The sequence below is a fragment of the Paenibacillus sp. JT22N12 genome, from assembly GCF_056269365.1.
Window position 1 is genome coordinate 84,530 of sequence record NZ_JBWDNU010000018.1, and the last position, 23,966, is coordinate 108,495.

Below are 23,966 nucleotides of genomic sequence, written 5' to 3' on the forward strand. Positions count from 1 at the left end.
ATAATGAATGGCATCTAGCCCGTCGAATCCAAAGACTTGCCTGTTTCGGAGGGAGCGGGGGACCCGGTCAGCCCGTGCTCTGTCTTTTCCCAGTAAAAAGGGTTGGTTACCAGCTGCCAGGCTGCCTTGAGCGCAGCGATACTCATGAACACCCAGTAAACCGGTGTCAGCAGAGCGTACCGAACAAGCTTGTACGAGAAGATCCGCTCTTCGTTGCTCTCCAGCTCATGGATGACCCAGTACACGCCGGCCACATTGCTGAAGATAAACAGGAAGTTGCCGATATAAAATTCGATGCTGGCCAGATAATAGATGAAGCCTGGGAAAAAATCGCCAATGACCGAAAGCTCCCAGCCAAACCAGAGTATGAGCATTAGCCAGAATATCGGATTCAGGAGCGGCAGCAGCGGCGTAGCCAGTATCATCACCTGGAAGCCGATGAACCCTTTAAAGCCGATCTCGCGAAAAAGCTTGACCGGATTGCGCATATGCACAAGCCAGGTCTGCATATAACCTTTGATCCATCGGGATCGTTGACGAATCCAGCCGCCTGTTCTGCTGTTTGCTTCCTCCCAGGTCCGTGAATCCACGATAGCGGTTTTGTAGCCATGCTTGTACAATCGGATGCCAAGATCGGCATCCTCCGTTACATTGAACGGGTCCCAGGCACCCAGTTCCTTCAGTACGGACATCTTGAAATGATTGGATGTTCCGCCGAGCGGAATCGGCACATCCAGCTGCATGATGCCGGGAAGCAGCAGCTCGAACCACATGCTGTATTCCTGCGTGAACCAGCGTGTCAGCAGATTCTGGTCACTGTTGAAATAGTTCAGCTTGGCTTGAATGCAGGCATAATTGTCCGGGCATTGCTTGAAGGTCAGAAAAACCTTCTTCAGCTGATCGGGATCCGGCTGGTCCTCGGCATCGAAAATAACGACATATTCGCCGCGGGCGCGAATAAGTCCATAGTTGCACGCCTTCGGCTTGGTTTTGGGCAAGCCGTCAGGCACGACCAATACCGTATAATAGGCTGGCAGCTTCATCTCCTGCAGAATCGTGCGCATCTCAGCATCATCTTCCTCGATCAGGAGGCGCACATCGAGCTTGGCTTTCGGATAATCAAGCTGCTCCAGATTATGCAGCAGATGCGGTAATACCCGGGCTTCCCTGTACATGGGAACCAGAATCGTATAGACCGGCAGCTCCCGCTCATCGATGGCCGCAATATCCTCGGGCGTGAAGCGGAACTGGGAGCCGCGGCGGGAACCGTACATAATCACCGTGAATTTGAAGATGGACATCACAAAATAGAAGAGCTGGACGATCAGATTAAGCGTGAGCAGCGTTGCCCAGAAACGGAAGATCAGACCGATGGCAGCAATCAGGCCAATGACAATAAAGCCGCCGATCTGCGTCCTTGTAAAGGTGGTAATCGCCGAATTATGCGGCTGCTCATCGGCAAGCTTCGAGGTACTCTCGTGAAGCATCTCGGAGCCGTAGACCTGCAGCCAGAAGCGTTCCATCTCATCCTTGGTGGCCAAGACCTGCTCGATCGGCAGGCCAAGCAGCCGCTGTACCTCGGCACTCTGATCCGCAGTCAACGGTCCGCTGACCGCAACGAGGAACCGGTTCATATATTGGTGAATGACGATAACCTCATAGCTTCGGGCAAGCGCCTCCGATAAACGTACGGGCGTGTTGATGCTGAGCTCGCTGCCGATCCGGCCGATATTATTTTGCGTGGCGATCGCCCTGTAGAGCGTCTCCGGCTCGATCAGCTGAAGCGAAAGCAGAATATCACCCAGCAGTCCTCCGCTTTTGATCTGGAAGGCCAGCGCTTTCTCGAGATTTTCTGGCGTAATAAGACCCGCCTCGATCAGCAGGTCCCCGAGCTTGCCTTTGCGCGGCTGCTCGTGGAAGGTCTGCTGAAGCTGCGCTTCAGCAATGAATCCCATATCAATGAGAATATCGCCAAGCCGTCCGCCATGACTTCTCTGCGAGGCCATGGCCGCCTGGAGCTGGGCTGCGCTGATCAGCCCGTCGCGGACAAGCTGATCGCCCATGCGAAGCACTGCCGCCGGCTTATCCGATGATGCCGCCTGCTGTGAGTAAGCATCCTCTGCTGCAGACGGACGGGACTGCCTGGCAGCTTGAACAGCTCTCAAATCCTCAATGCGGGCATGGGTCAGCTCCAGCCGTTTGGCCAGCTCATCGGCTTCCAGTTCAAGCCGCCTGACAGCCAATGCCTGTGCTTCGCGCTGACTGGACAGCAGCAGCTTCTTCTCATCCATGGCTGCCTTTTCACGCGCAAGAATATGCTTGGCGAAGCTTCTGTTAACGCCTGTCCACTGGGTCCTCAGCCGTATCATAGCGGCTCATTCCCTTCGATCAGCTGACGTTCCAGGGCGAGCGCATCCGCCAGCCCGGCCCGCAGCCGTTCCACCTCAACTTGCTTCGCTGCAAAAAGAATCTCGTAATCAATCCGCTCTTTTTCATGCAGATCTTGCGTAATTTCCTGTTCAAGCCTATATAGTTCCAGCTGACGCTGGACATCTTCAGGACGATAGCCAAACAGGGACCGGCGGTATTTCATTTGAACCTCCTAAAGCTCTTCCTCACATGAGGCATAAAAGAGCATTGTATACACATCATTTGATTCCCGGAAAGATAACAGCGGCAAGTCCGGCATCAGGCCGGGGTCACCCTGATTTCGAGCAGATCACAGCTGGTGTCAGCCTGGAAGACACCGCCCGGCAGCGGCTGGAAATTCTGTCCTTCCGAAAGAGCCCGGTTTTCCCCGCAATAAAGATAAGAGCCATTGCCTGTCAGCAGCACCCATGTGATGGCTGCCGTCTCCGGCGCTGTACAGTCTATCTGACCGCCTGCTATAACATGAAGGCGTTGTGTCCGCGCGGCGATGTGCCCATCGGCAACGATCATATCCACTGTCCGGGTCCAGCCATAGCTGGTATCTCCGCCGGCATCCCGAGCTTGTCCCTGCATAAGCTCGAGAAGCGGCTTGAGCCCGCCGGACGCATGTTTGCCGGCCACAAGAATGCCATCGTGGCCCGCAACAACAACTGCATCATTCACTCCGGTAACCAGCACCGGAACAGGCAGCTCGTTGATCACATTCGTATTCAAGCAGTTGTGATCCAGCAAGCCTGCTCCATATATCGCATTATCCATCGAATGGGACAGCGCATCCCAGGTCCCCATATCCGACCAGATCCCATCGTATACGAGAGCGGAGAGGCTCGTCTCGCGCTCCACAACTTCATAATCGAAGCTGATGGCGGGAAGAAGAGCATACTGCCCGCGCAGCTCGCCATAATCCGTTGGAAGGCCGCGTTTGCTGATTTCCTTGATCATGGAGGACAGCCTGAATGCGAATACGCCGCAGTTCCACAGGGCGCCCTGGTTGATCAATGCAAGGGCATGAGCCTCTTCAGGCTTTTCGATGAATTCCCGGATGGCAACAGGTTCTCCCGGCTCCCCTGTCTGTTCCTCCGGCATGATGTAGCCGAACTTGCCGGAAGGAGTGGACGGACGAATGCCGATCAAGCCCAGCCGGGCAGATTCCGATTGAATCAGCTTATCCAGCTCAAACAGCTTCTGATAAAAAGTCAGTTCCGTATGATGATCAACGGGGAGGACGATAACCGTCTCATCCGGGGATGTTTTCATTTCTGTGGCCAAATAAGCGCAGCTGAGCAAAATGGCAGGATATGTATCTTTTCTTTCCGGTTCAACAGTGGATTGAATATGTGTCCCGAGCTGCTTGTGCAGAAGCTCCACTTGCCGGGCGGATGCTGCGACAACGACCTCATGGTCGAGTCCAAGCTGCCTGAGGTGGTTCATCGTATGCTGGACCATGGAGATTTGCTGGCCATCCTGGTCCTGAAGGAGCTGTAAAAATTGCTTGGATCTGCTCTCGGATGAAAGAGGCCATAGTCTTTTTCCGGAGCCGCCGGAAAGTAAAATAATTTTCATGTTGCCTCCATCGCATTGGGAATAATAGTAATTATAAAAAAATAAAATAGAAATATGGCATTATTAAAATATTAAATGGAATTAATAGGCGTAATATAGAATGAAGTCATTGCATAATTCGCAAATAATAATTATTTCAGCTGCAAGTATGGGAATAGAAAGGATGGAGGGATACTATTATAAGTAGTTCTTATTTCCTAATTCTGGAGCTGGAAATCGATAAAATATGCTTTATTTTGACAGCATCAGGTTAATTGTATCTCATTTTTCTAATTAAAAAAAGAAGCAATTGAAATAATCAATAGTGTAATTTATTGGTAAATATTTGCGTTGGTGATTTGTCAGGAGCTTATTCAAATAAATACAGGACACAAGCCAGGAGGAGCGCTGCACAGGGAAGAGGCAAACACCGGATCCTCAGCGGCCAGATTGGCAAAATAACTGGTTAAAATATGGTTGCCGCTCACGGAACCGTTACGGAAGCTGCGTCTGGACTCACCTTTCACATGAAGATAGTAATAGATATTTTCTGATTTGGGAGGCTGGTAAATGAGCGGGGGGAGATGCGGGACAATATCAAATACATTTTGGATGCGGATGTTAATGGGGACGTGCTTGTTGTAGTAGACGGCGAATGAAGGCGAACCGACGCGCGGAGCTCCGAAGGTATATACAACCAGCTGATTATGGGAACGGTTGGTGACGATGTCCAGAGCTGCCAAGGTGGCGAGCGCTCCTCCAAGGCTGTGTCCCGTTATGAAAAGCGGTTTACTGTCCTGAAGACGATCAAGCAGGCTGAAAATTTGATCTCTGGCGGACATATAAACGTCCGTAAATCCTTTGTGGGTGAGACACTCTTCATTGACGGGCTTGAACACCGTCTGCTGCGCAATCAAATCGGTTACCCAGTCCGTTGCGGAGCTGGTGCCGCGAAAAGCGAGCACGGCGGCATGATCGGATTCAATAAGAAACCCGAACGGCTCCCCGATATCGCTAAATACAGCGGCATTGAAGGAGCCCACCACACGGTAGGTGGCGGGAACCAGAAAAAGCTCCTGAGGATTCTCATACTGCATATAGGTCTGTCCGCAGACGGCTGCCAGAAAGATAGCGGTGTGAAGATTCATCTCTCCGTTATAGTCCATTGCCTTTCACTCTCCCTACCGTAGTGTATGCCCATACAGGCCGATAGGTTTATGCGGATGCAGACGATCAGGCAGTGGAGGAATAGAGAAGCCGGGAAGTTATCCTTTCTTAATATAATTGGACAAAAAGAGATCTCTCCTTGGTGTCATGGTTGAATGGAGCTTCCATGAACACAAGGAGAGATCTCTGTTCAAATATAAGAAAGTATAAAACTTCTCGATCCTTTTCTTATATTTCTAAGGGAAGAAACTTGCTGTACCGCCAAAAGGACGGAGGCAGCCGTTTCTTCTTGCTGATTATCGTCCTGAATATCGACTTTGGCCGATAATCATTCAGCGTATCAGACAGATGTGTTTCTTCTTCCCGTGATGAGGGAGATGACGAACAGGACGATGAAAATAAAGAACAGGACCTTAGCGATTCCAGCTGCGGATTCAACAATTCCCCCAAATCCGAAGATAGCCGCTATTATCGCAACAATGAAGAAGATGGCTGCATATCGCAACATATGAAACACCAATCCTTTCCTATTTTTGATCGCACTCATTGAGCAGGTTCCATGGGAGCCAAGGGGCTGCTTGTCCATTCTCTGCTGCTGGCAAGAGCCTGGCTCGTCCATGTCTGATCGGACTTTAACCGCCTTGTATGAGAGTTGAAACATAAGATTCAAATCAGATAGGCGGGGGTAAACGAATGTAACAAGCGGTTGCATGCTGCGCCGCAGATCCCCCATAGCTAAAGATGCAGAAAACCGGATCAGCTGCAAAAAGCACGGATGATTTTCGTGAACAATCACGGATGATTTTCGTGAACAATTAGGAGGAATAAGTGTATGAGCGGAACTGATATTGCGATGATTTTAATAGGGTTGTCTGTAGCTGTTTTGGCTATCTTTCTGGTCCAGACCCTCAAGAAGGTCCAGACCTCCCTCGATGCGGCAGGCAAAACGCTGCAGGAGGTCCAGCTGGCGGTTCATGGATGGAAGGATGACATCGGAGAGCTTGTCGGCAGCGCACGGAAGTTGACAGACCGCGTGGATGAACAGATCGACTCCATTGAGCCGCTGATGGCTACTGTCCGCGAGACGGGAGAGGCGCTTCATGAAGTGGCGGGGGTCGCCCACAACTTCTCTTCCCTCTGGTCTGCAAAGCTGCGCAGACGGGCGGAGGCCGCTGCTGTGAAGGATGCCGCCAAGGCGGCCCGGGATGCAGAGGCCAAACGCAATGCGGCGTATAGTGCCGTGAGTACCGGCGCCGGGCTTACAGGCGGGGAGACAGCAGGCATGCAGACTGCCGTGACAGCAGAAGGAGCATCAACGAATTGGATGGAGGAGGCTCCGCTGGATAAGAGCGGGTATATCCATACAACCGCAGAGCCGCAATCTACACCGGCCTGGCTGGCATGGATGGAAACGGGAGTTCACGTAGCCAAACTGATTGCCAGGCGTTAGTGGCGGAAGTAAGCTCCAGGGGTTATGATAAGACAAGGACGTAAGTAGGATAATGAACGGAACAAAGATGAACGTTCTGCTAGGAGATGGAAGATGCGAATTGTTGTCGTTGACGATAATCCGATGAATATTACGGTTGTACAGGAAATTCTCAAGCGTGCCGGCTACACCAATGTGTGGGCGGCGGCTTCCGGAACAGAGTTATTTGGCTTATTGGGCTTGAACGCGCAGGGCCAGGAGCCGGAGGATTCCGCTGCCGACGATAACGGAATCGATCTGATTCTTCTGGATATGATGATGCCGGGGGTGGATGGAATCACCGCCTGCCATGCCATATCACAGTCACCGCGGCTTCGGGATATTCCGATTATTATGGTAACGGCGATCGGCGATTCCAAGAAACTGGCGGAGGCGCTTGATGCCGGAGCCATTGATTATGTCACCAAACCGATCAACAGGATTGAACTGCTCGCCCGTATCCGGGTAGCGCTCAGGCTCAAGGAGCAGAAGGATTGGCATAAAGAGCGCGACCGCAGAGTCAGGGAAGAATTGCAGCTGGCCAGAGAGGTTCAGAGCGCTGCGCTGCCCCAGCGGGTAGAGGATGACCGTATTGCGATTAACGCCATTTTCAGGCCTTCCGAAGAGCTTTCCGGCGATTTGTATGCATGGAACCGGATTGATGACAAAAGGTATGGCATCGCTGTCATCGACGCCATGGGTCACGGCATTTCCTCATCCCTTGTATGCATGTTCATTGCTTCCGTCATGCAGGAGGCTATGACGAAGCTCGTAGAGCCGGAGCAAGTCATTCAGGAGCTGAACCGGCGGTCGCAGCAGCTGCAGTTTGCCGACCAGCTGATCCAGTATTATTTTACCGCGCTGTACGCGCTGGTTGATTTGGAGAAGGGAACCATTGAATATGTGAACGCCGGCCATCCGCCGGGTATGATCGTTCGCGGCGGCGGACAGGTCGAAGCCTTCCGGCAGGGAGGTCTGGCAATCGGATTATTCGATGAAATCGAGGTTACGAAGCATGTTCTGGACATCACGGCAGGTGACCGGATGATTTTGTATACCGATGGCATGCTGGATCTGGTAGGAGAGGAAGATGACGACCAGATGGGACGTCTGAAGGAGGCTCTTCAACCCTTCGGAAGTACGGTGCCGTTGGAGAAAGTGGAAGAGATTCTCTTCCAGCGGGATAATGACTCCAACCGGTCCGATGACCGCTGCCTTGTTCTGGTTGATATCAAATAAAGAGGTTTCGCCAATCCTGTAATAATCAGTAGTGAACAAACAAACCCGGTTAGCATAACCGGGTTTGTTTGTTTTGCCTATAGGATATACACAAGGATCTTAATTCTTTGTCCGATGGGAGGATCTGGAAGGTGTTGAACTGCGCCGCAGCGTTTCTGTTCCTCCCTGGCTCCCGCTTCTCGTTTCCGTCAAGGTTCCGCCGGAGGATTTGATAATCTGCCTGGGCTTGCGGGCATACAGAAGATCGCCGGTCCAGCCCTTATGCCACAGCCACCAGTATACCAGCAGAGTCATAATGGCAATCAGGAGGCTGGCTCCAATGAATCCCCAGGTATGATGGGCGTAGGGTATGATATCGAAATTCATCCCCCAGATCGCCCCAATTACAGTGGCAGGGGCGAACAGCGTGGTAAAGATCGTCAAGGTTTTCATAATATCATTGCCGCGGAAGGTCGAGATGGAATCATCCATCATGAGCAGCGTGTCGATTTCAACGGCGTAATGCTCAAGCAGCTGGCGAATCCGCAGCACCTTGAATTCAAAACGCTTGAATTCTTCCTTCTCCATGACCTCATCGAGGAAAGCCTCTTTGGCAGCGCCATAAATTTCTTCAATCGGGATGAATAAATGGCTCCAGTGGAGGAGATCAAAGCGCCGCTCAAAGATTGAATTCATCAGTCCTGTCCGGTTGTTGTGGCGCATCGTCTGCTCGAGCTCCCCCAAACGGGTTTCGAAGGTATCGAGTCCCCTGTGAAGGATTTCGCCAATATATGTAAGCATCACGAAGAAGGCTTCGGGGGCGGACTGGCAGCGTTCAAGCTTCTCCGACCACGGCTCCAGCTGCATCCGGATGGCCAAGCGGTAATCGCCGTGCAGGGTAACCAGCTTCTGATTCGTCATCCAGAAGTGAAGAGGCTTAATATCTTCATAATCCTCTGTAATCTGAAACATCAAAGTCCCGCAGAGAATCGGCCTGCCATCCTCCAGTTCAGAAACCATCACATGGTTATGATCGGAACGCTGCAAAGTCTCATTGACCCAATTCCCCATCTCGGGATGAGCCTGCTTGAATTCCCTAAGGATTTGTTCATCCTCCTGGGCATTTGAATTCTGATTGCTGAAAAAGGAATTTTCTATGGAAATGGAGCTGCTGCCATCTGCGTGCGGCTCGGAATTCGTTCTGTGATGGGAGGGGGACTTGCTGCCTCTTCGGCCGAGACCGGCCGCTCCGTCCGGTCGCTGTTTGTGAAGCACGTGCCATTCCCAATTGGCTGGAAACTGGAGCATCCGATGCATCATCATATACGAGCCTCCTGCTGATCCGTTCATGCATTTTATTGTTACCATCATAACGTGAACGCGCTGCATGCACAACTGCGGAAGGATAAGATAGTAACCGGACAATGCTGGAAAAAGGCTAAAAAGCCAATAAAAATACCGCCGCGCGGATTACCCGGTTGCGGCGGCATCATTGTTTTATCGTCGGAAGAAATCTATTCATCTGTTTGATCCGCGTCATTCTCGTTGAGATATTGTTTGAGCTTCTCGATGGCGCGCCGTTGAATACGCGAAATGCTCATCTGCGAAACCCCAAGCTTATCCGCGATGTTCCGCTGCGGCAGCCCTTCCTGATAGACAAGCAGCAGCACCTGCTGCTCCTGAGGCTTCAGCCGGGACATCGCGGACTGAAGATCCAGCTTCTTGTCAACGGAATCGAAGTCATCCGCAGGCGACCCGATCAGATCTCCCAGCGTCGTTGTATTTTCTTCCTCCGAAATCGGAGTATCCAGCGAAACATAGTGATACAATTCCCGTCCGGCCAGAATTTCGGTCGTTTCCTCGACGGAAAGCTCCATGTATTGGGCGATTTCCTCGATACGGGGCGAGCGTTCCAGCGACACGGTGAGATTATCGACCGCCTGCTGAACCGCGATTCCTTTTTCCTTGATTCTGCGGGGGACCTGCACATACCAGGATTTATCACGCAAATAGTTCTTCATATGGCCGATGATGCTCTTCATCGCATAAGGCTCGAATTGAACGCCAAGTGACACATCAAATTGCTTGAATAAACGAAGCAAAGCGATTTGCCCTACTTGCATCAAATCTTCATACAAATCGGGCCGATTACGCGAAATTTTACCGGCCGCCATTCGAACCATCGGCTCATATTGGACAATAAGCGTCGTTGCCGTCTCATTGTCCGGGTTATCCTGGTAGCTCAGAATGAGTTCCGCATTGGATAACTGTGGCTGCTTGGCCGGTTGCAGATTCATACCATTTCACCACTTTTAACAAGTCGTTTGGTCAGAACCACTTCGGTTCCGGTTTCACTATTTACTTCTACCTGATCCATGAGGGCCTGCATCAGATAAAGCCCCAATCCTCCAGCCTGCAGCTCTTCAACCGATTTTCCGTGCATGGGCTCAGCCCGTTTGGCTGCGGAAGCGGCGTCAAAGCTGCGTCCGTCATCCTTGACAATGATGGAAAGCGCATCGGGCTTCTTTACAAAACGGACCTCTATATGAGGGCCTCCGTTTTGCGGCAGGGAAGTAGAGCCATGAGGCAAATCGCCGTAGGCATACAGCACGGCATTGTTGCAGGCTTCCGAAACGGCAACCTTCATATCTTCGATTTCCTCGTAGGAAAATCCGATCTTGACCGCAAGGCCGTATAGAGTCAAACGGACCAGGTCAATATATTCCGCAGAAGCCGGCACTTGTAAAGTTACAATCTCTTCATTCGCTTTCATGGCGTGTTCTCGTTCCTTTCCTAATAACAATCATGCTTGCCCGGTCTGTTTAAGGAGAAAAGGCGTTATTCCCGTCATATCAAACAATTTGCGGATATTTGGCGGTATGGCTTCTACCGCGAAAGGTGCATTATTCGCGTGGCGTGCCTTCAGGACGGAGACCAGTATGCCGATTCCTGTACTGTCCACATAACGAAGCTCTCTGAGATTCAAGATAAGCTCGCGATCCGACAGTTCAACGAGCGGAGACATGGCTGCCCGCATCTGGGCAGCGGATTCGAGATCAAGCTCGCCTCCGACATAAACGATACATTTGCCTTCTTTATTTTCGGTACGTAAAAACAGCTTGTCGATTTGCTTCATATAACCTCTCCTGTACCCAAAATAGAACCTGCCGTCCTTTCATCATACCACAGGCCCAAACCCCTAAATAACTTCATTCATTATTAATTCTTCTCTATTTATACCCCTGCCCATTGCGCTTGAAACAAAAAAGCGGAGGAGGAAAAATCTGCTTGCCGCCGCCGATTGAATTGGGCCAAAAGAGGGTAAAACAAACCTGTAAAGACAGGTAACACAGGTTAAGGGAAGAATCAACGGGAATTGACGAATTACATCATAATAGGAGGCGTTATTAATGGCCATAAAAATCGGAATCTTCAAAATGCAGCAGCAGGCGCTGGATGCGGTAAAGGGCTTGGAGCAGGAGGGTTTTTCCAAAACCGAGCTTAAGGTGATAGCCAAGGACCGGGAGCATTCCCGCCGGCTGGAGTCGGAGACGGATGTGCATACGGATGAAATACAGGAGCTTGCCGATACGCGCGAGCATATGGAGGATGGTCTTGGTATTCCCGCCATCGGCGTGATCGGGGCTGGAGTGGGGTCGGCAGGCGGTGTCGGAATCAATTCCGGCGGAGCAGCCGCTCCGTACGGGGCGGGTATTCTGGTGGGCGGCGGCTTTCTTGATAATGATACAGATATGGAGGATGCTCTGCACGCGCTTGGCATCGAGGGAAGCGACGCGGAAAAATGCCGCGATGCGATTGCCGAAGGCGCTATCGTCGTAACGGCAGAGACAGACGGAGACAAGCCCTCCGACGGCGGACCGGATCTCTCGCGCGGAGGAATTGCGGAAGCCGTGTTCCGCAGATCCGGTGCGGAAACAATTCTGTAAGCCCAATTAAATTCGGTTATTGGACGATGGGCTATAGAGGATACAAGTAAAAAGGACGGCGCCGAATTTCATCGGCGCCGTCCTTTTTACTTTCGGGCAGAGCCGATAAAGCTGAGGATCGGACGCAGGGATTGTGCAGGGACCCGATCAAGCAGATCCCCTTCCTGACGCAATCGGCTCTCAATATTCAGCAGGTTATAATCAAGAATGGAAGCATTGCGGCGCACCTCAGTCCAATGAAGCGGAGTAGAAACGGTTGCGCCCAATCTTGCACGCGGGGAATAAGGTGCAATGATGGTCTTTCCCCTATAATGCTGCAGATAGTCGATATAGATAAGATCGCCGCGGTTTTTTTTCATCCGTTCAACCGTAAACAATCCTGGATGCTTATCGGATAGATAGCTGCCTACAAATTCTCCGATTTTGCGCAGCTCGTCAAAGGTCAAATCGGGAATAACGGGAGTAATGATCTGGACGCCTGTGGCTCCCGAAGTTTTGGGCGTGGATTGGATGCCAAGCGATTGCAGCAGATCCCCTGTCAATGCGGCCGCCTCCATAATTCTCGGTTCTTCCTCCAGGGATGGATCCAGATCAAGCACCCACTCTGTAGGCTGCAGGGGATTGCTGATCCGGTCGAAGGAAGCATGAAACTCCAGGCAGGCCAGATTGCCAAGCCACAACAGCACGGGCAATGAATCCAGCACAACATATTGAATGTTCTCATGCTCGCGGGTCCGGACAAAGTCAGGAGCAGGCGTAGGGCTATTTTTCTGATAAAAGGATTTTCCGCTTACTCCGTTAGGGAACCGGATCGTGGTCAAATGCCGGTCAGCGCAGTGCTTGATCAGCCATGGAGACAAAGCAGCCAGGCGCTGCAAATAGACCGCCTTCGTAATACCCATCTCGGGCCAAAGCAGCTTGTCGGGATTGCTGACGGACAGCTCAACACCCTCTACGACAATCGTCCCTTTCACTGTACGGCTCATGCTGAAGGCTCCTTCGGCAGAAAAGTTACCAGCTTGGGATGGCGGAGCTGGCCGGCCGATGTGATTTCAAGACCGGTAACGCGGCATCGGAATGGATTCGGCAGCCACTGCACCTGTTCATACCTGAGATCGTCCGGCATCGCTGGAAAAGGACATGACGATGCAGCAAAATGGGCGGGCTCTCCGTGAAAGGCAGCAGCCAGGGTACTTCTCAGAGCGTCATTCAAACCAAGCGACACGGAACCGATGTAGGTGTTCTCCTGTGACATGACCAGGCTGGCCAGGACCCCGCTGCGCCATTTCAGACCAACAATATCGACATCAAGCAGCAGGGAGGTTTTCTTTTTAAGCCAGTCCCTGTGTTTTTTGCCCTCTCCATAAGCGCTCGACCAGCGTTTGCTTACAATGCCCTCCCAATGGTTCGTCTCCACCCAATTCCACAGCGCTTCCCCATCGGAAAACACATCGGCCACGAGAAGGCCCGGACTTAGGCCATGACATAACCGCTGCAGCCGAAGGTATCTCTCATTGCAAGGCAAATGTCGAAGATCGCCGCTTTCGTCCGCAAGCAGGTCAAACAGCACGTAAATAAGCGCCCCGTCACCGGACTTGGCGAAGGCGGGCATTGCTGTGCCAGCGGCGGCTGAGCGTTTGCCGCCCGTGCCGGCGGCCGAACTGCGTTCCCTCTGCAGCACCTTTTGAAAATGGGGACGTATGCCATCCCACCAAATCACTTCCCCGTCGAGAAGGCAGCTTCCGAGCTTTTCTCTTAGTCCTTCCAGTAAAGCGGCTATCTCCGGGTATGTGGCATTTTTATTCAGCAGATTGCGGGAAAAAAGCTCAACGCCGCGGCTGTCGCTCAGACGTGCAAGTATGCGCACGCCGTCCCATTTCAACTGGTACCGCCACTCTTCTCCAACAGGGAGCCTGGGCTCTGAAATGGGGGCCATCGGCTGTTGGGGGAGAACCGGCAGTGAAGGACCGGCAGTGTTTTCACGTTTCAACAGGCTCTTCAGTTCGTCCCTGTGCTGGTCTGCCATTGAATGATCCATCCCGCTGCTCCTCCCCTCCTTCTTGGCTAATGCTGATTTTTGCTAAGATACAGTCTCCTTCGATGAGGAGTCCTTGCCTTTTGCTTTGCGCGGTCTTGGTGTCTTCCCGGCCATGTCATCTTTGGCTGTTTCATCTGATCCGGTATCGGAATCGTCGGCCTTGGCCGCGCCTGATGCCGGATTGCTGTCCAGGCTGCCTGGAGCGTCAGGCGGCAGCTTCACGGCTTCGAGACTGGCCTGCAGGGCTGCCATCAGATCGATCACGTTCGTCCGCTGCTGCTCAGGAGCCACACGCACATCCTCGCCGGCGATTTTATGCTGTATGGCGTCCATCAACCGTGCGCGGTATTCGTCCGTGTATTTCTCCGGTTCGAATGGCGTGGAGAGCTGCTCGATCAGCATCCGCGCCATCGTCAGCTCTTTGTCATTGACGTTGACCGTTTCGGGCAAGCCGGGCACCTGCGAAACCGAGCGGATTTCATCGGGATAGAAAATCGTCTCCATCGCCAGACAGTCGTCGATGACGCGAATAGCGGCAAGCGAGCTTTTGGACCGGATGGAGATGTTGGCGATGCCGATCCGCCCCGACTGCCTCATCGCTTCCAGCAGCAAATTATAGGCGTTTCCTCCGGCCTGATCGGGAGACAGGTAATATGTTTTTTGAAAATAAATCGGATCGATCTCTTCCAGCGCCACGAAATCAAGAATGTGGATCGTCTTGGTGGCATCGTCGCTTAGCTGTTCAAGCTCCTCCTTCTCAAACAATACAAAGCGGCCCTTCTCATATTCGTAGCCCTTCACAATGGCATTCCAGTCCACTTCAATTTCGCAGGTCGGACATTTGCGGATATAGGACACCGTGCTGCCGCAATCGCGGTGAATAAGCCGCATGGAGATATCCTTGTCTTCGGTGGCAGAGAACATTTTAACCGGAACATGAACAAGACCGAAGCTGATCGCGCCTTTCCAGACGGTATGCAAGATTAGACAACCTCCCTAAATGACGAATTTTCAACCTTTTTTATGGCTCCAAACCGCAAACATGTGCTTTTAAAGCGTATGATTTCAGTATTGCCCGAATGCATGAAAGACAATCGAACCGGGCATATTTTCATCATGCACTTATTCTCTAGCCGGAAAAGAGGGATTGGCATGGCCAAAATCAATAATAGCCAGGAAGAGGATCCATTGACGGACAAAATATGCGAAGGCCGGGAAGATTACTTTATGGATATCGACCGGATGGTCAATGAAGGGCTTGGCGGAGGGCAGGTTACCCTGCATAACGGCAAGATCGAGGAATCGACAACGGACACGATGGAACCGGAGACCAAGGATTAACAAATGTTTTCACGGGATATGAATCTCCGGTCCGTTTGGATATGTGTTTGGTGCCTGTGCAATTCTGGGTATTAAAGAACATATCGACAACGATCAGGAGATGATAAAAATGGTGGATCGCAACGTGGATATTGAAGAGCGTCATGTGGAGAAGAAATCCGATTCCAGCCTTGTCGCCGCTACATTTATCAAATATGCAGCTTACATCATTATCTTCTTTGGAGCACTATACTTCCTTGTTCAATATGTATTTCCCAAGCTTTAAGCTTTTTATCGGAAGGAGCAGCCCCGGCATATGCCGGGGCTGTTTTTGTGATCAGAAACGTATAGAAAACGGAAACGGAATTATAATAATGGCAGAAAAACGATGATAATGAGCGAAAAGGTTTTGAATTCGGTCAAAATTCAGGTATAATGAAGGAACAAGGGGAAATTTGAAGAATCAAATTAAGTCTTGGGGCATGGGGTTGGACATCATCATAAGGGGGTAAGGCATGGGCAAACAGCATTATAAGTCAACGAAGCTCGAAATTCTGATACGGATTATCTTCATCACGATCGGTGCCGGACTCGTATCGGTGGCACTTGAAATTTTTCTGGTTCCGAACAATATTATTGACGGGGGCATTGTGGGCATATCCATCATGGTTGCCCATTTGACGGGACTGCCGCTCGGACTGTTTCTATTCTTGCTTAACGTACCTTTTCTTATCCTTGGCTATAAGCAAATCGGCAAGACCTTCGCTTTGTCAACCTTGTACGGCGTTGCTGTCATGTCTATCGGCACGCAGCTGCTGCATCCTGTCAATCCTCTAACCTACAGCACATTTCTTGCACCGGTGGTCGGCGGCGTTATTCTCGGGATTGGCGTGGGACTCGTCATCCGGTTCGGGGGATCGCTCGACGGTACGGAAATCGTCGCGATTGTGTTCAATAAGCGGGTTCCATTCTCCGTAGGCGAAGTGGTGATGTTCCTCAATCTGTTTATTCTCGGCAGTGCGGGATTCGTATTCTCATGGGATAGCGCGATGTACTCATTAATTGCTTACTATATCGCCTTCAAGATGATTGATATTACGATTGAGGGCTTCGACGAGTCCAAATCGGTCTGGATTATCAGCGAAGAGGCCAAAGAAGTCGGCGAAGCGATCATGAGCCGTCTGGGCCGCGGAGTTACGTACCTGAATGGCGAAGGCGGCTTCACCGGCGGCTCCAAGCGCGTGATCTTCTGCGTCATCACCCGCCTCGAGGAAGCCAAGATGAAATCGATTGTCCAGGAGCTTGATCCTTCGGCATTCCTGGCTGTCGGCAACATTCACGATGTCAAGGGCGGGCGCTTCAAGAAGCGGGATATCCATTAGACCCATCCCCATTATGTTTTGAGATCATAATTTAACAGAAAACCTACAGTCAGCAGTGTCTGCTGTCCGGATTCCACGGGCAAGCGGATGCTGTTTTTTTGATGATAGTCAAGAAGGTTTAAAATGCGGCCTGTTCTTTGCTTCTACTTCTGGGGAAAGAACCTGGCTAAGCCGCCAAAGAGCGGCTGCAGACGTTTTCTCCTGGAATAAAAGCTCGCCGCCGTTGTTGCGGGCTGGAGAACGGACCGATATAATAAGGTCATTGACGGGCGGACAGCCCGGGTAAACGTTAAGACATCGCTGTCAGCGGCTGACTGCAGCGATATATGAGGGAAAGCGACGGGAGGCGGCCTGGCTGGATGAGTTCATGAGTATCCGCCACTGGACGGATGGCCGCCAAACCATGGAGCGGCTGAAGGAGCAGGGGGTCGTCCTGGGCATTGGCGACGACGCTGCTGTGGTGGAAGCGCCGCCGGGATCAGGCGGCGCTCTGCAGTGGCTGCTCGCGGTCGACACGATGGTGGAGACTGTCCATTTCAATGGGGCGACGATGGCGGAAGCCGATGTCGGCTGGAAGGCGCTGGCCGCGAATATAAGCGATATCGCGGCCATGGGCGGCGAGCCCCGGCATGCGCTAATCTCGGTGAGCGCGCCAAAGACCTGGGAGCCGGCGCGGGTACGCCGGCTCTATGACGGGCTGTACGCGTGCGCCGAGCATTACGGCGTCGCGGTGGTTGGCGGCGACACGACTTCGTCGCCGGGGCAGCTTGTTGTGGCCGTGACGGTGGTGGGCACCGTCGAGGCCGGCAAGGCTATCCGCCGGTCCGGGGCGCAGCCCGGCGATGCCGTGTTTGTGACCGGCCCGGTCGGCATGGCCGCGGCCGGTCTTCATTATTTGCTCGCCGCAGCCGGGGCGGGCGGCGGGCAGTTCGTGCCGCTGGCCGCGGCAGAGGCCGCCGGCACGGCGGCGCTTGTGCAGGCGCACCGCCGGCCGGCGCCCTCGGTGCGCGCGGCGCGGATGCTTGCCGCGCGCGGAACGGTATCGTCGCTGAATGATATCAGCGACGGTCTCGCCAGTGAGGCCTGGGAAATCGCCGAGGCCTCCGGGGTCAAGATCCTGCTGCGCGAAGGGCAGCTGCCTGTCAGCGGCAGCATGGCCTCGTATGCCAGCGGTGCAGGCATACGACCACTGGAGTGGATCCTGAATGGCGGCGAGGATTATGTGCTCCTTGGCACTATTTCGGGCAGCGATGCGGCTGCGGCCAAAGCTGAGCTTATGGAAGCGGGGCTTCCGCTGTACCTCATCGGAGAGGTGGAAGCAGGACAAGCGAGTGTGGAAATGATTACAGAGGGCAAAGCTGGTATTGACCCAAACCGCCAGTATCCCAAGCAGCTGACACGGATCGAGAAGCGGGGATACAATCATTTTACGGACTGACAATCACAGGAAAAAATATAGTCTATGTTTCACAAGGAAGTATTTCAAAGAAGTTTCACAGAAAACTTTAGTCTACGCTTTCGAAGTGTTTTCTGTTTCCCGAGGAAGTATAACATGAAGTTTCACAGAAAACTTAGGTCTATGCTTCCGAAGTGTTTTCTGTTCCAAGGAAGTATAACAAGAAGTTTCACAGAAAACTTTAGGTGGAATCAAAATGAGTGTGAGTGAAACGCAGCAAACCGATTGGATAGCCGAAAGCGAGCAGGATACCGTTGCTCTTGCAGAGCAGTTGGCTGCCTGGGCGGTGCCGGGAATGGTGCTGGCGCTTGACGGCGATCTCGGAGCGGGCAAAACGCGCTTCTCGCAGGCTTTTGCCAAATCGATCGGCATCAAGGGGATTGTGAACAGCCCTACGTTTACCATTATCAAAGAATATGAAGGCGCGGAGCTGCCTCTTTATCATATGGATGTCTATCGCTTGTCCCTGGAGGAAGCGGATGAGCTGGGGCTCGATGATTATTTTTACGGAGACGGCGTCACGATTGTGGAATGGGCCAGCTTAATTACGGATTTGCTTCCGCCTGAGCGGATGCAGCTGTATATCGAGCATCTCGGTGGAGAGAAGCGCCGTATTTCTTTGAGCGGAATTGGCGCCCCTTATGCCGGGTGGTGCTCGCAACTTGAAGCGATGGGAGCAAGCGGCACATGAAGGAACAGATAGAGGAAAACGGCGCGGCGGACAAGCTGGTGGTGCTTGCCCTTGACACGTCAACGGCATCGCTGGCAGCGGCGCTGACAAGAGGCGGCGAAATTCTTGCCTCGGTCCAGTCACTCGCGGAACGCAATCATTCGCTGGCAACCGTATCGCAGCTGAAGGCTCTGCTGGATGAGACCGGCATCAAGCCGGACGAGCTGGACGGAATCGCAATCGGCCGGGGACCAGGCTCCTATACGGGGATGCGTATTGCCGTGTCGGTGGGCAAGACGCTTGCATGGGTATGGAACAAACCCCTTGTGGGCATTTCAAGTCTGGAGGCGCTGGCCTATGGGGCTTGGCATACTCGCATTGCAGACGATAATTCTCCTCTGCTTAACCGCCCTGAATGGTTTATTCCGATCATGGATGCAAGGCGCGGGCAGGTGTATACATCCGCTTTTGAAGCTTCAGCGGGCGGCAGCTGGAACCGGCAGGCCGAGGATGGCGTTCGGCTTATGGAGGAGTGGGTTTCGGAGCTTGACAAGAGGCTCCGCAGTCTGCCTCAGGAAGCAGCTCCTGTGCGGATCTGGTTTGTTGGCGATTTGACCTTGCATGAAGCGCAGTGCGAGCGCCTTCGCGCGCTTTGCTGCGGGAGAGGGTCTGTATGCGAAGTCCGGATGTATCCTTTTACGATGGAAGGCGCATCGGTTGCAGCTCTGGGCGCTGTCCGCCTTGCAGCGGGGGAGCGGGATGATGTGCACGCTTTTGTGCCCAACTATACACAGCTGACAGAGGCGGAAGTGAAGCTGAAGGAGTCCAGGGAGAAAGGGGCTGGTGCTTAATGACGGAGATTGATGCAGATCGTCTTGTTTTTCGCGTTATGACACTTTCCGACATTCCGGATATTGTTGAAATCGAGCAGGAGGCTTTCACCTGTCCATGGTCGAAAGAGGCTTTTGTGAACGAGATTACGAACAATCACTTTGCGCGGTACATGGTCATGGTCTATGAGCAGAAGGTCATCGGCTACGGCGGCATGTGGACCATTATGGATGAGGCGCATGTGACGAATATTGCTGTCCGTGAGGGCTACCGCGGGCTGGGCCTCGGCGAGCGGCTGCTGCGGGAGATCATGAAGACGGCAGTCATTTTCGGGACGAACAGGATGACACTGGAGGTTCGTGTGAGCAATGAGATCGCCCAGCGGCTGTACAGCAAGCTCGGCTTCGAGCCCTCCGGCCTCCGGCCGAATTATTATTCGGACAATATGGAAGATGCGCTCATCATGTGGGCGGAGCTTAAGCAGGGAAGTGAAACATGACAACCAATGAATTGCTGCTCGCCATCGAGACGAGCTGCGATGAAACAGCCGTCGCCGTCGTGCGCGGAGGCCGCGAAATTATATCCAGCGTCATAGCAAGCCAGATTCAAACGCATGAGCAGTTTGGCGGCGTCGTTCCGGAAATCGCTTCGCGCCAGCATGTGGAATCCATCACGCTGATCATGGAACAGGCGCTCTCCGAAGCGGGTGCGACGTTCCGGGATATATCGGCCATTGCAGTCACGCAGGGGCCAGGGCTTGTCGGAGCGCTCCTGGTCGGCATCGTGGCAGCCAAAAGTCTGTCCATGGCTCTGGATTTGCCGCTCATTGCCACCCATCATATCGCGGGCCATATCTATGCCAACCAGTTGGTGCATGATATCGTGTATCCGTCGGTTGCGCTTGTAGTCTCCGGCGGGCACACGGAGCTGGTCGTGCTGGAGCGCGAGGGGGAGTTTCGGATTATCGGCCAGACGCGGGACGATGCCGTAGGCGAAGCCTATGACAAAGTCGCGCGCGCGCTCCAGTTTCCTTATCCGGGCGGCCCCCATATCGACCGCTTGGCGCTTGAAGCGGAGGAAGAAATCGATCTGCCCCGCTCCTGGCTGGAGCCGGATTCCTATGATTTTAGCTTCAGCGGGTTGAAGTCGGCGGTGCTTGCTGTGATCAACCAGACCAAAATGAAGGGCGAGGTGCTGAACCGCGGCGCATTGGCGAGAGGCTTCCAGTCCTCGGTCATTCATGTGCTGGTGGAAAAAGCGCTCCGCGCCGTTCGTGAGCAGGGTGCCAGGCAGCTCTTGTTATGCGGCGGCGTTGCGGCTAATAAAGGCCTGCGGGCGGCTCTTACAGCACGCTGCGAGGCAGAGGGAGTCCCGCTGCTCATACCGCCGCTTGGGCTATGTACGGATAATGCCGCCATGATAGGCGCTGCGGCCCATCTCAAATGGAAAAGCGGCGAATTCACTCCGCTTGACATGAAGGCAGAGCCGGGTCTTTCACTGGAAAATTGGTCGGTTCGCCATTAATTATTAATTTGGAATTGACAGACGATTCCAAGGGAATTATAATAAGCAGCAATACTTCACACTGCCATGCAGGCAGTCATACTTCTTAAACGCGAAGAACAGGAGCAGTAAGGCAGTGCCGGGTTTAGAGAGCTGCGGATTTGGTGCAACGCAGTCGAAGGCAGACCAGAAACTCGCCTGGGAGCGGAACATCGGAAACCTCAGGATGGTTACGGCCGAAGGCCAAGGCTGACCTGCTGAGGGTGTACGATGTAACGGCTAACCCCCGTAATCGGGTGTACGGCCTTCGATTTCTAGAGTCGGGGGACGTGCATAAGTGGGCGTTCCGGCACTCTCCTTTGGGGAGACGAGGGCGTCAACAAGGGTGGTACCGCGCGGACTGTTCATAACAGCCTGTCGTCTCTTGCAATAGAGACGGCAGGCTTTTTCTGTTGTCTAGCGGTATGTGCGAAGTTGAAATGTGAAGTAAGTCCATCCCAAGCAATAAGCAATGTACTTAGGAACCTGTCCCTTGAAATTCAATCAATCGATGAGAATAACATAACCGACATAACACAAACGCAATGAACAGGAGTAGTAGGAACCAGTATCCGGGAACACGTTGCCCAAGTCATGCACTCGTCTTATCGGGTGCGGCTGGAGGCGGCAGCAGAGAGCTGCTTGATTGGTGCGAGGCAGCCGATGGATATCCGAACTCGCCTGGAAGCGGACCGGCGGAAAATAAAGGAGCTCACGCTTGACCATTACGGTCAGGCGAGGGAGCCAAGTATCGTACGCCGGCACAGTTGACCCCTGTCATCGGGTGCAGCCTTTAGGAGAGCAATCACGTACAGTCTGCTGCTATATTCAGCTGCTGACTGCATGATGGATGTTTTCTCATTGAGGGAAGAAGCCAGCTTTGCCGACTGAAATAAACGGCGAAGCCGGTTTCTTCCTTGAAGGCTGCATAAGCGGGTTCGGACCAAGGTCTGGACAACTGGAGTGGTACCGCGGCAAGCTGCACAAACAGCCTGTCGTCTCTTGATCAACAAGAGACGATAGGCTGTTTTTTTTGAAAAATAAGAAAGTATACCACTCCATTATGCTTTGCTTCCAGTCGGAGGGAAGAAACTTGGCTTAGCAGTCAGAGGACAGCGACAGCCGTTTCTTAGCAGTTCATTACCAGAAATAATGCGTTAAACATTTAAGGAGGCTAATCCTATGACAAATCAACCGATCAACCCCAATCAAACGTCTGAATCCGTTATGAAACGTATCCGCATATTCGATACGACGCTGCGTGACGGGGAGCAGTCCCCTGGAGCATCCCTTGCGCCGGAGCAAAAAATCATCCTCGCCCGCCAGCTGGCGAAGCTTGGCATCGACGTGATTGAACCGGGCTTCCCGATTTCCAGCCCCGGCGACTTTGCCGCGGTCCAGCAGGTATCCCGCGAGCTGCAAAATGTCGAAATTGTCGGCTTCGCCCGTGCGGTGAAAGCCGATATCGATTCCGCTGTCCGCGCGACCCAGGATGCCGCAAGGCGCCGGCTTCATCTGTTTCTGTCCTCCTCGGACATTCATCTTGCCTACCAGCTGCGCAAATCGAAGGAAGAGGTCGTACAAATCGCCCGGGAGATGGTCGCCTATGGCAAGCAGTTTGTGAACGAGATTGAATTCTCCTGTATGGATGCCAGCCGCTCGGACAGGGATTTTGTCATTGAGATGGTGGAGGCTGTTATTGCGGAGGGCGCGACGATTATTAATTTACCCGACACGCTTGGCTATGCGATGCCGGAGGAATACGGCGAGCTGTTCCGCAGTGTGCGCAAGCAGGCGCGGGGCGGCGAAAATGTGAGCTACAGCGCGCATTGCCACAATGATTTGGGTCTTGCGGTCGCTAACAGCCTGGCAGCCATCCAGGCGGGGGCAACGCAGATCGAGGTTACGGTCAACGGAATCGGCGAACGCGCCGGCAACTGTTCGCTGGAGGAGCTTGTGATGGCGATTGAGACACGCAAAACTGTTATCGGCGCTGAGACGGGCATTGTACAAAGCGAGATTTTTGAGACCTCGCGGATGGTCAGCCGGGCGATGAATTTTCCGATTGCCTACAATAAGCCGATTGTCGGCCGCAACGCTTTTCAGCACGAGTCGGGGATTCATCAGGACGGCCTGCTCAAAAACCGAAATACCTATGAAATTATGGATCCGGAAGCCATGGGCATTCCGCGCAGCATGATTGTGCTTGGCAAGCATTCCGGACGCCATGCCCTGAAGCACCGTTTGGCTGAATACGGCATCACATTGAATGAAACGGAGCTGCTGGAGCTGTATAACCGCTTTGTCGAAAAAGCGGACGAAATCAAGCTGGTTCCCGATGATGTCCTGATCCGCCTGGCCAGCGAAACGACGGACATCCAGCATGATCCTTTTGTGCTGGTGGATCTGCAGGTGCTGGCAGGCACCCAGCGCTCCCGCATCGCTTCGGTTACGATTCGCGAGCGCGATTCGCAGGAGGAGCGGACGTATACCGGAACGGGAACCGGTCCGCTCGAAGCGGTTATCCACTGCATTCAACAGGCGATCCCGGTCGCAGGCGAGTTCGAGGATCTGGAGCTGCATTCCTTATCCACAGGTGAGGACGCACGCGGAGAAGCGATTGTGAGCATGCTGCATAACAATCGCCGTTATCGCGGAACCGCCGTTCATAACGACATCATTCTCGCTGCAGCCCAGGCCTATGTGGCGGCATGCAACCAGCAGCTGCTTGGCGGTCAATCGAATCCGGAGCTGCGCACCAAAGCGGAGTAATCGGGAGGTGAAGACGGGTGGACCCGGTGATCAGCTATTACAGCTCTTTTGATGAATGGGGAAGGCGAGACCGCGAGCCTGTTGATGAAGCCTGCCGTCAATTGAACCGCATGCTTCTGGAAGCGGCAGGGATCCTTCTATTCTGGGTTCGTCGTCTCACCTCTTATATATAGGAAGACGAAC

The 23,966-nt window shown here is 53.1% G+C and carries 26 protein-coding genes; 14 read left to right on the forward strand and 12 right to left on the reverse strand.

All coding sequences use genetic code 11. The features are described from left to right. Positions 1-14: 14 nt before the first annotated feature. From AC0YOA_RS34730 to AC0YOA_RS34750, 5 genes are all read right to left on the reverse strand, one after another. Positions 15-2,369: a glycosyltransferase family 2 protein gene (locus tag AC0YOA_RS34730; RefSeq protein ID WP_475790468.1), complete on the reverse strand. Its 2,355-nt coding sequence runs from the start codon at positions 2,367-2,369 to the stop codon at positions 15-17. Continuing rightward, a complete protein-coding gene (locus tag AC0YOA_RS34735; protein ID WP_210045192.1) occupies positions 2,366-2,593 on the reverse strand; it encodes a hypothetical protein in 228 nt (75 codons plus the stop codon). The genes AC0YOA_RS34730 and AC0YOA_RS34735 overlap by 4 nt, the downstream gene beginning before the upstream one ends. 95 nt (positions 2,594-2,688) lie before the next feature. Continuing rightward, positions 2,689-3,993, reverse strand: coding sequence for a sugar phosphate nucleotidyltransferase (locus AC0YOA_RS34740; protein WP_475790469.1), 1,305 nt, complete (start codon positions 3,991-3,993; stop codon positions 2,689-2,691). Between the two features lie 353 nt (positions 3,994-4,346). Beyond that, positions 4,347-5,138, reverse strand: a complete 792-nt coding sequence (locus AC0YOA_RS34745) for a lipase family protein (RefSeq protein WP_475790470.1) — start codon at positions 5,136-5,138, stop codon at positions 4,347-4,349. A 341-nt stretch (positions 5,139-5,479) separates the two neighbouring features. Next, the gene (locus AC0YOA_RS34750; RefSeq protein ID WP_210045190.1) at positions 5,480-5,647 is read right to left on the reverse strand and encodes a DUF1328 domain-containing protein; all 168 of its coding nucleotides are present in this window, start codon (positions 5,645-5,647) and stop codon (positions 5,480-5,482) included. Positions 5,648-5,971: 324 nt separating this feature from the next. Between AC0YOA_RS34750 and AC0YOA_RS34755 the strand changes: the two genes are divergently transcribed. Together AC0YOA_RS34755 and AC0YOA_RS34760 are read left to right on the forward strand one after the other, a co-directional pair. Further along, on the forward strand, positions 5,972-6,589 hold the full coding sequence (locus tag AC0YOA_RS34755; RefSeq protein ID WP_475790471.1) for a DUF948 domain-containing protein: 618 nt from the start codon (positions 5,972-5,974) through the stop codon (positions 6,587-6,589). A 93-nt stretch (positions 6,590-6,682) separates the two neighbouring features. Next, positions 6,683-7,846: a PP2C family protein-serine/threonine phosphatase gene (locus tag AC0YOA_RS34760; RefSeq protein ID WP_475790472.1), complete on the forward strand. Its 1,164-nt coding sequence runs from the start codon at positions 6,683-6,685 to the stop codon at positions 7,844-7,846. Positions 7,847-7,945: 99 nt separating this feature from the next. Here AC0YOA_RS34760 and AC0YOA_RS34765 read toward each other — a convergent pair whose 3' ends face one another. The 4 genes from AC0YOA_RS34765 to AC0YOA_RS34780 all read right to left on the reverse strand — a co-directional run bounded on the left by AC0YOA_RS34765 (position 7,946) and on the right by AC0YOA_RS34780 (position 10,961). After that, entirely contained in the window at positions 7,946-9,148 is a 1,203-nt protein-coding gene (locus tag AC0YOA_RS34765) for a magnesium transporter CorA family protein (RefSeq protein ID WP_475790473.1), read from the reverse strand. Between the two features lie 191 nt (positions 9,149-9,339). Continuing rightward, positions 9,340-10,122 (reverse strand): sigma-70 family RNA polymerase sigma factor, encoded by a 783-nt coding sequence (locus AC0YOA_RS34770; protein ID WP_475790474.1) that lies wholly within the window; start codon positions 10,120-10,122, stop codon positions 9,340-9,342. Continuing rightward, positions 10,119-10,598: an anti-sigma B factor RsbW gene (gene rsbW, locus AC0YOA_RS34775; protein WP_475790475.1), complete on the reverse strand. Its 480-nt coding sequence runs from the start codon at positions 10,596-10,598 to the stop codon at positions 10,119-10,121. Before rsbW ends, AC0YOA_RS34770 begins: the two co-directional genes overlap by 4 nt. A gap of 30 nt (positions 10,599-10,628) precedes the next feature. After that, complete coding sequence (locus AC0YOA_RS34780; RefSeq protein ID WP_210045184.1) at positions 10,629-10,961, reverse strand: STAS domain-containing protein; 333 nt, start codon at positions 10,959-10,961, stop codon at positions 10,629-10,631. A 274-nt stretch (positions 10,962-11,235) separates the two neighbouring features. Between AC0YOA_RS34780 and AC0YOA_RS34785 the strand changes: the two genes are divergently transcribed. After that, positions 11,236-11,772 carry a hypothetical protein gene (locus AC0YOA_RS34785; RefSeq protein ID WP_475790476.1) on the forward strand — a complete coding sequence of 179 codons (537 nt, stop codon included), beginning with the start codon at positions 11,236-11,238 and terminating at the stop codon, positions 11,770-11,772. A gap of 86 nt (positions 11,773-11,858) precedes the next feature. Here AC0YOA_RS34785 and ligD read toward each other — a convergent pair whose 3' ends face one another. Genes ligD through ku form a run of 3 tightly spaced genes read right to left on the reverse strand, consistent with a single transcriptional unit; the run spans position 11,859 to position 14,791 of the window. After that, positions 11,859-12,758, reverse strand: coding sequence for a non-homologous end-joining DNA ligase (gene ligD / locus AC0YOA_RS34790; protein ID WP_475771019.1), 900 nt, complete (start codon positions 12,756-12,758; stop codon positions 11,859-11,861). Further along, entirely contained in the window at positions 12,755-13,810 is a 1,056-nt protein-coding gene (locus AC0YOA_RS34795; RefSeq protein WP_475790477.1) for an ATP-dependent DNA ligase, read from the reverse strand. Before AC0YOA_RS34795 ends, ligD begins: the two co-directional genes overlap by 4 nt. Positions 13,811-13,852: 42 nt before the next feature. After that, positions 13,853-14,791 (reverse strand): non-homologous end joining protein Ku, encoded by a 939-nt coding sequence (gene ku / locus AC0YOA_RS34800; RefSeq protein ID WP_475790478.1) that lies wholly within the window; start codon positions 14,789-14,791, stop codon positions 13,853-13,855. 171 nt (positions 14,792-14,962) lie between these two features. Between ku and AC0YOA_RS34805 the strand changes: the two genes are divergently transcribed. The 11 genes from AC0YOA_RS34805 (at position 14,963) to AC0YOA_RS34855 (ending at position 23,956) form a co-directional block, all read left to right on the forward strand. Next, a complete protein-coding gene (locus tag AC0YOA_RS34805; protein ID WP_475790479.1) occupies positions 14,963-15,151 on the forward strand; it encodes a hypothetical protein in 189 nt (62 codons plus the stop codon). Positions 15,152-15,260: 109 nt separating this feature from the next. Further along, positions 15,261-15,416, forward strand: a complete 156-nt coding sequence (locus tag AC0YOA_RS34810) for a hypothetical protein (protein WP_210045178.1) — start codon at positions 15,261-15,263, stop codon at positions 15,414-15,416. A gap of 229 nt (positions 15,417-15,645) precedes the next feature. Beyond that, complete coding sequence (locus AC0YOA_RS34815; RefSeq protein ID WP_210045177.1) at positions 15,646-16,512, forward strand: YitT family protein; 867 nt, start codon at positions 15,646-15,648, stop codon at positions 16,510-16,512. A 403-nt stretch (positions 16,513-16,915) separates the two neighbouring features. After that, on the forward strand, positions 16,916-17,950 hold the full coding sequence (gene thiL, locus AC0YOA_RS34820) for a thiamine-phosphate kinase (RefSeq protein ID WP_475790501.1): 1,035 nt from the start codon (positions 16,916-16,918) through the stop codon (positions 17,948-17,950). A gap of 214 nt (positions 17,951-18,164) precedes the next feature. Beyond that, positions 18,165-18,659: a tRNA (adenosine(37)-N6)-threonylcarbamoyltransferase complex ATPase subunit type 1 TsaE gene (gene tsaE / locus AC0YOA_RS34825; protein ID WP_475790480.1), complete on the forward strand. Its 495-nt coding sequence runs from the start codon at positions 18,165-18,167 to the stop codon at positions 18,657-18,659. Continuing rightward, a complete protein-coding gene (gene tsaB / locus AC0YOA_RS34830; RefSeq protein ID WP_475790481.1) occupies positions 18,656-19,489 on the forward strand; it encodes a tRNA (adenosine(37)-N6)-threonylcarbamoyltransferase complex dimerization subunit type 1 TsaB in 834 nt (277 codons plus the stop codon). Before tsaE ends, tsaB begins: the two co-directional genes overlap by 4 nt. Then, on the forward strand, positions 19,489-19,968 hold the full coding sequence (gene rimI, locus AC0YOA_RS34835; RefSeq protein WP_475790482.1) for a ribosomal protein S18-alanine N-acetyltransferase: 480 nt from the start codon (positions 19,489-19,491) through the stop codon (positions 19,966-19,968). The genes tsaB and rimI overlap by 1 nt, the downstream gene beginning before the upstream one ends. After that, positions 19,965-20,993, forward strand: a complete 1,029-nt coding sequence (gene tsaD, locus AC0YOA_RS34840) for a tRNA (adenosine(37)-N6)-threonylcarbamoyltransferase complex transferase subunit TsaD (protein WP_475790483.1) — start codon at positions 19,965-19,967, stop codon at positions 20,991-20,993. The genes rimI and tsaD overlap by 4 nt, the downstream gene beginning before the upstream one ends. A gap of 898 nt (positions 20,994-21,891) precedes the next feature. Continuing rightward, positions 21,892-22,017, forward strand: coding sequence for a hypothetical protein (locus AC0YOA_RS34845; protein ID WP_475790484.1), 126 nt, complete (start codon positions 21,892-21,894; stop codon positions 22,015-22,017). Between the two features lie 221 nt (positions 22,018-22,238). Further along, entirely contained in the window at positions 22,239-23,783 is a 1,545-nt protein-coding gene (locus AC0YOA_RS34850) for a 2-isopropylmalate synthase (RefSeq protein WP_475790502.1), read from the forward strand. Between the two features lie 17 nt (positions 23,784-23,800). Next, positions 23,801-23,956, forward strand: coding sequence for a hypothetical protein (locus tag AC0YOA_RS34855; protein WP_475790485.1), 156 nt, complete (start codon positions 23,801-23,803; stop codon positions 23,954-23,956). Positions 23,957-23,966 lie beyond the last annotated feature (10 nt).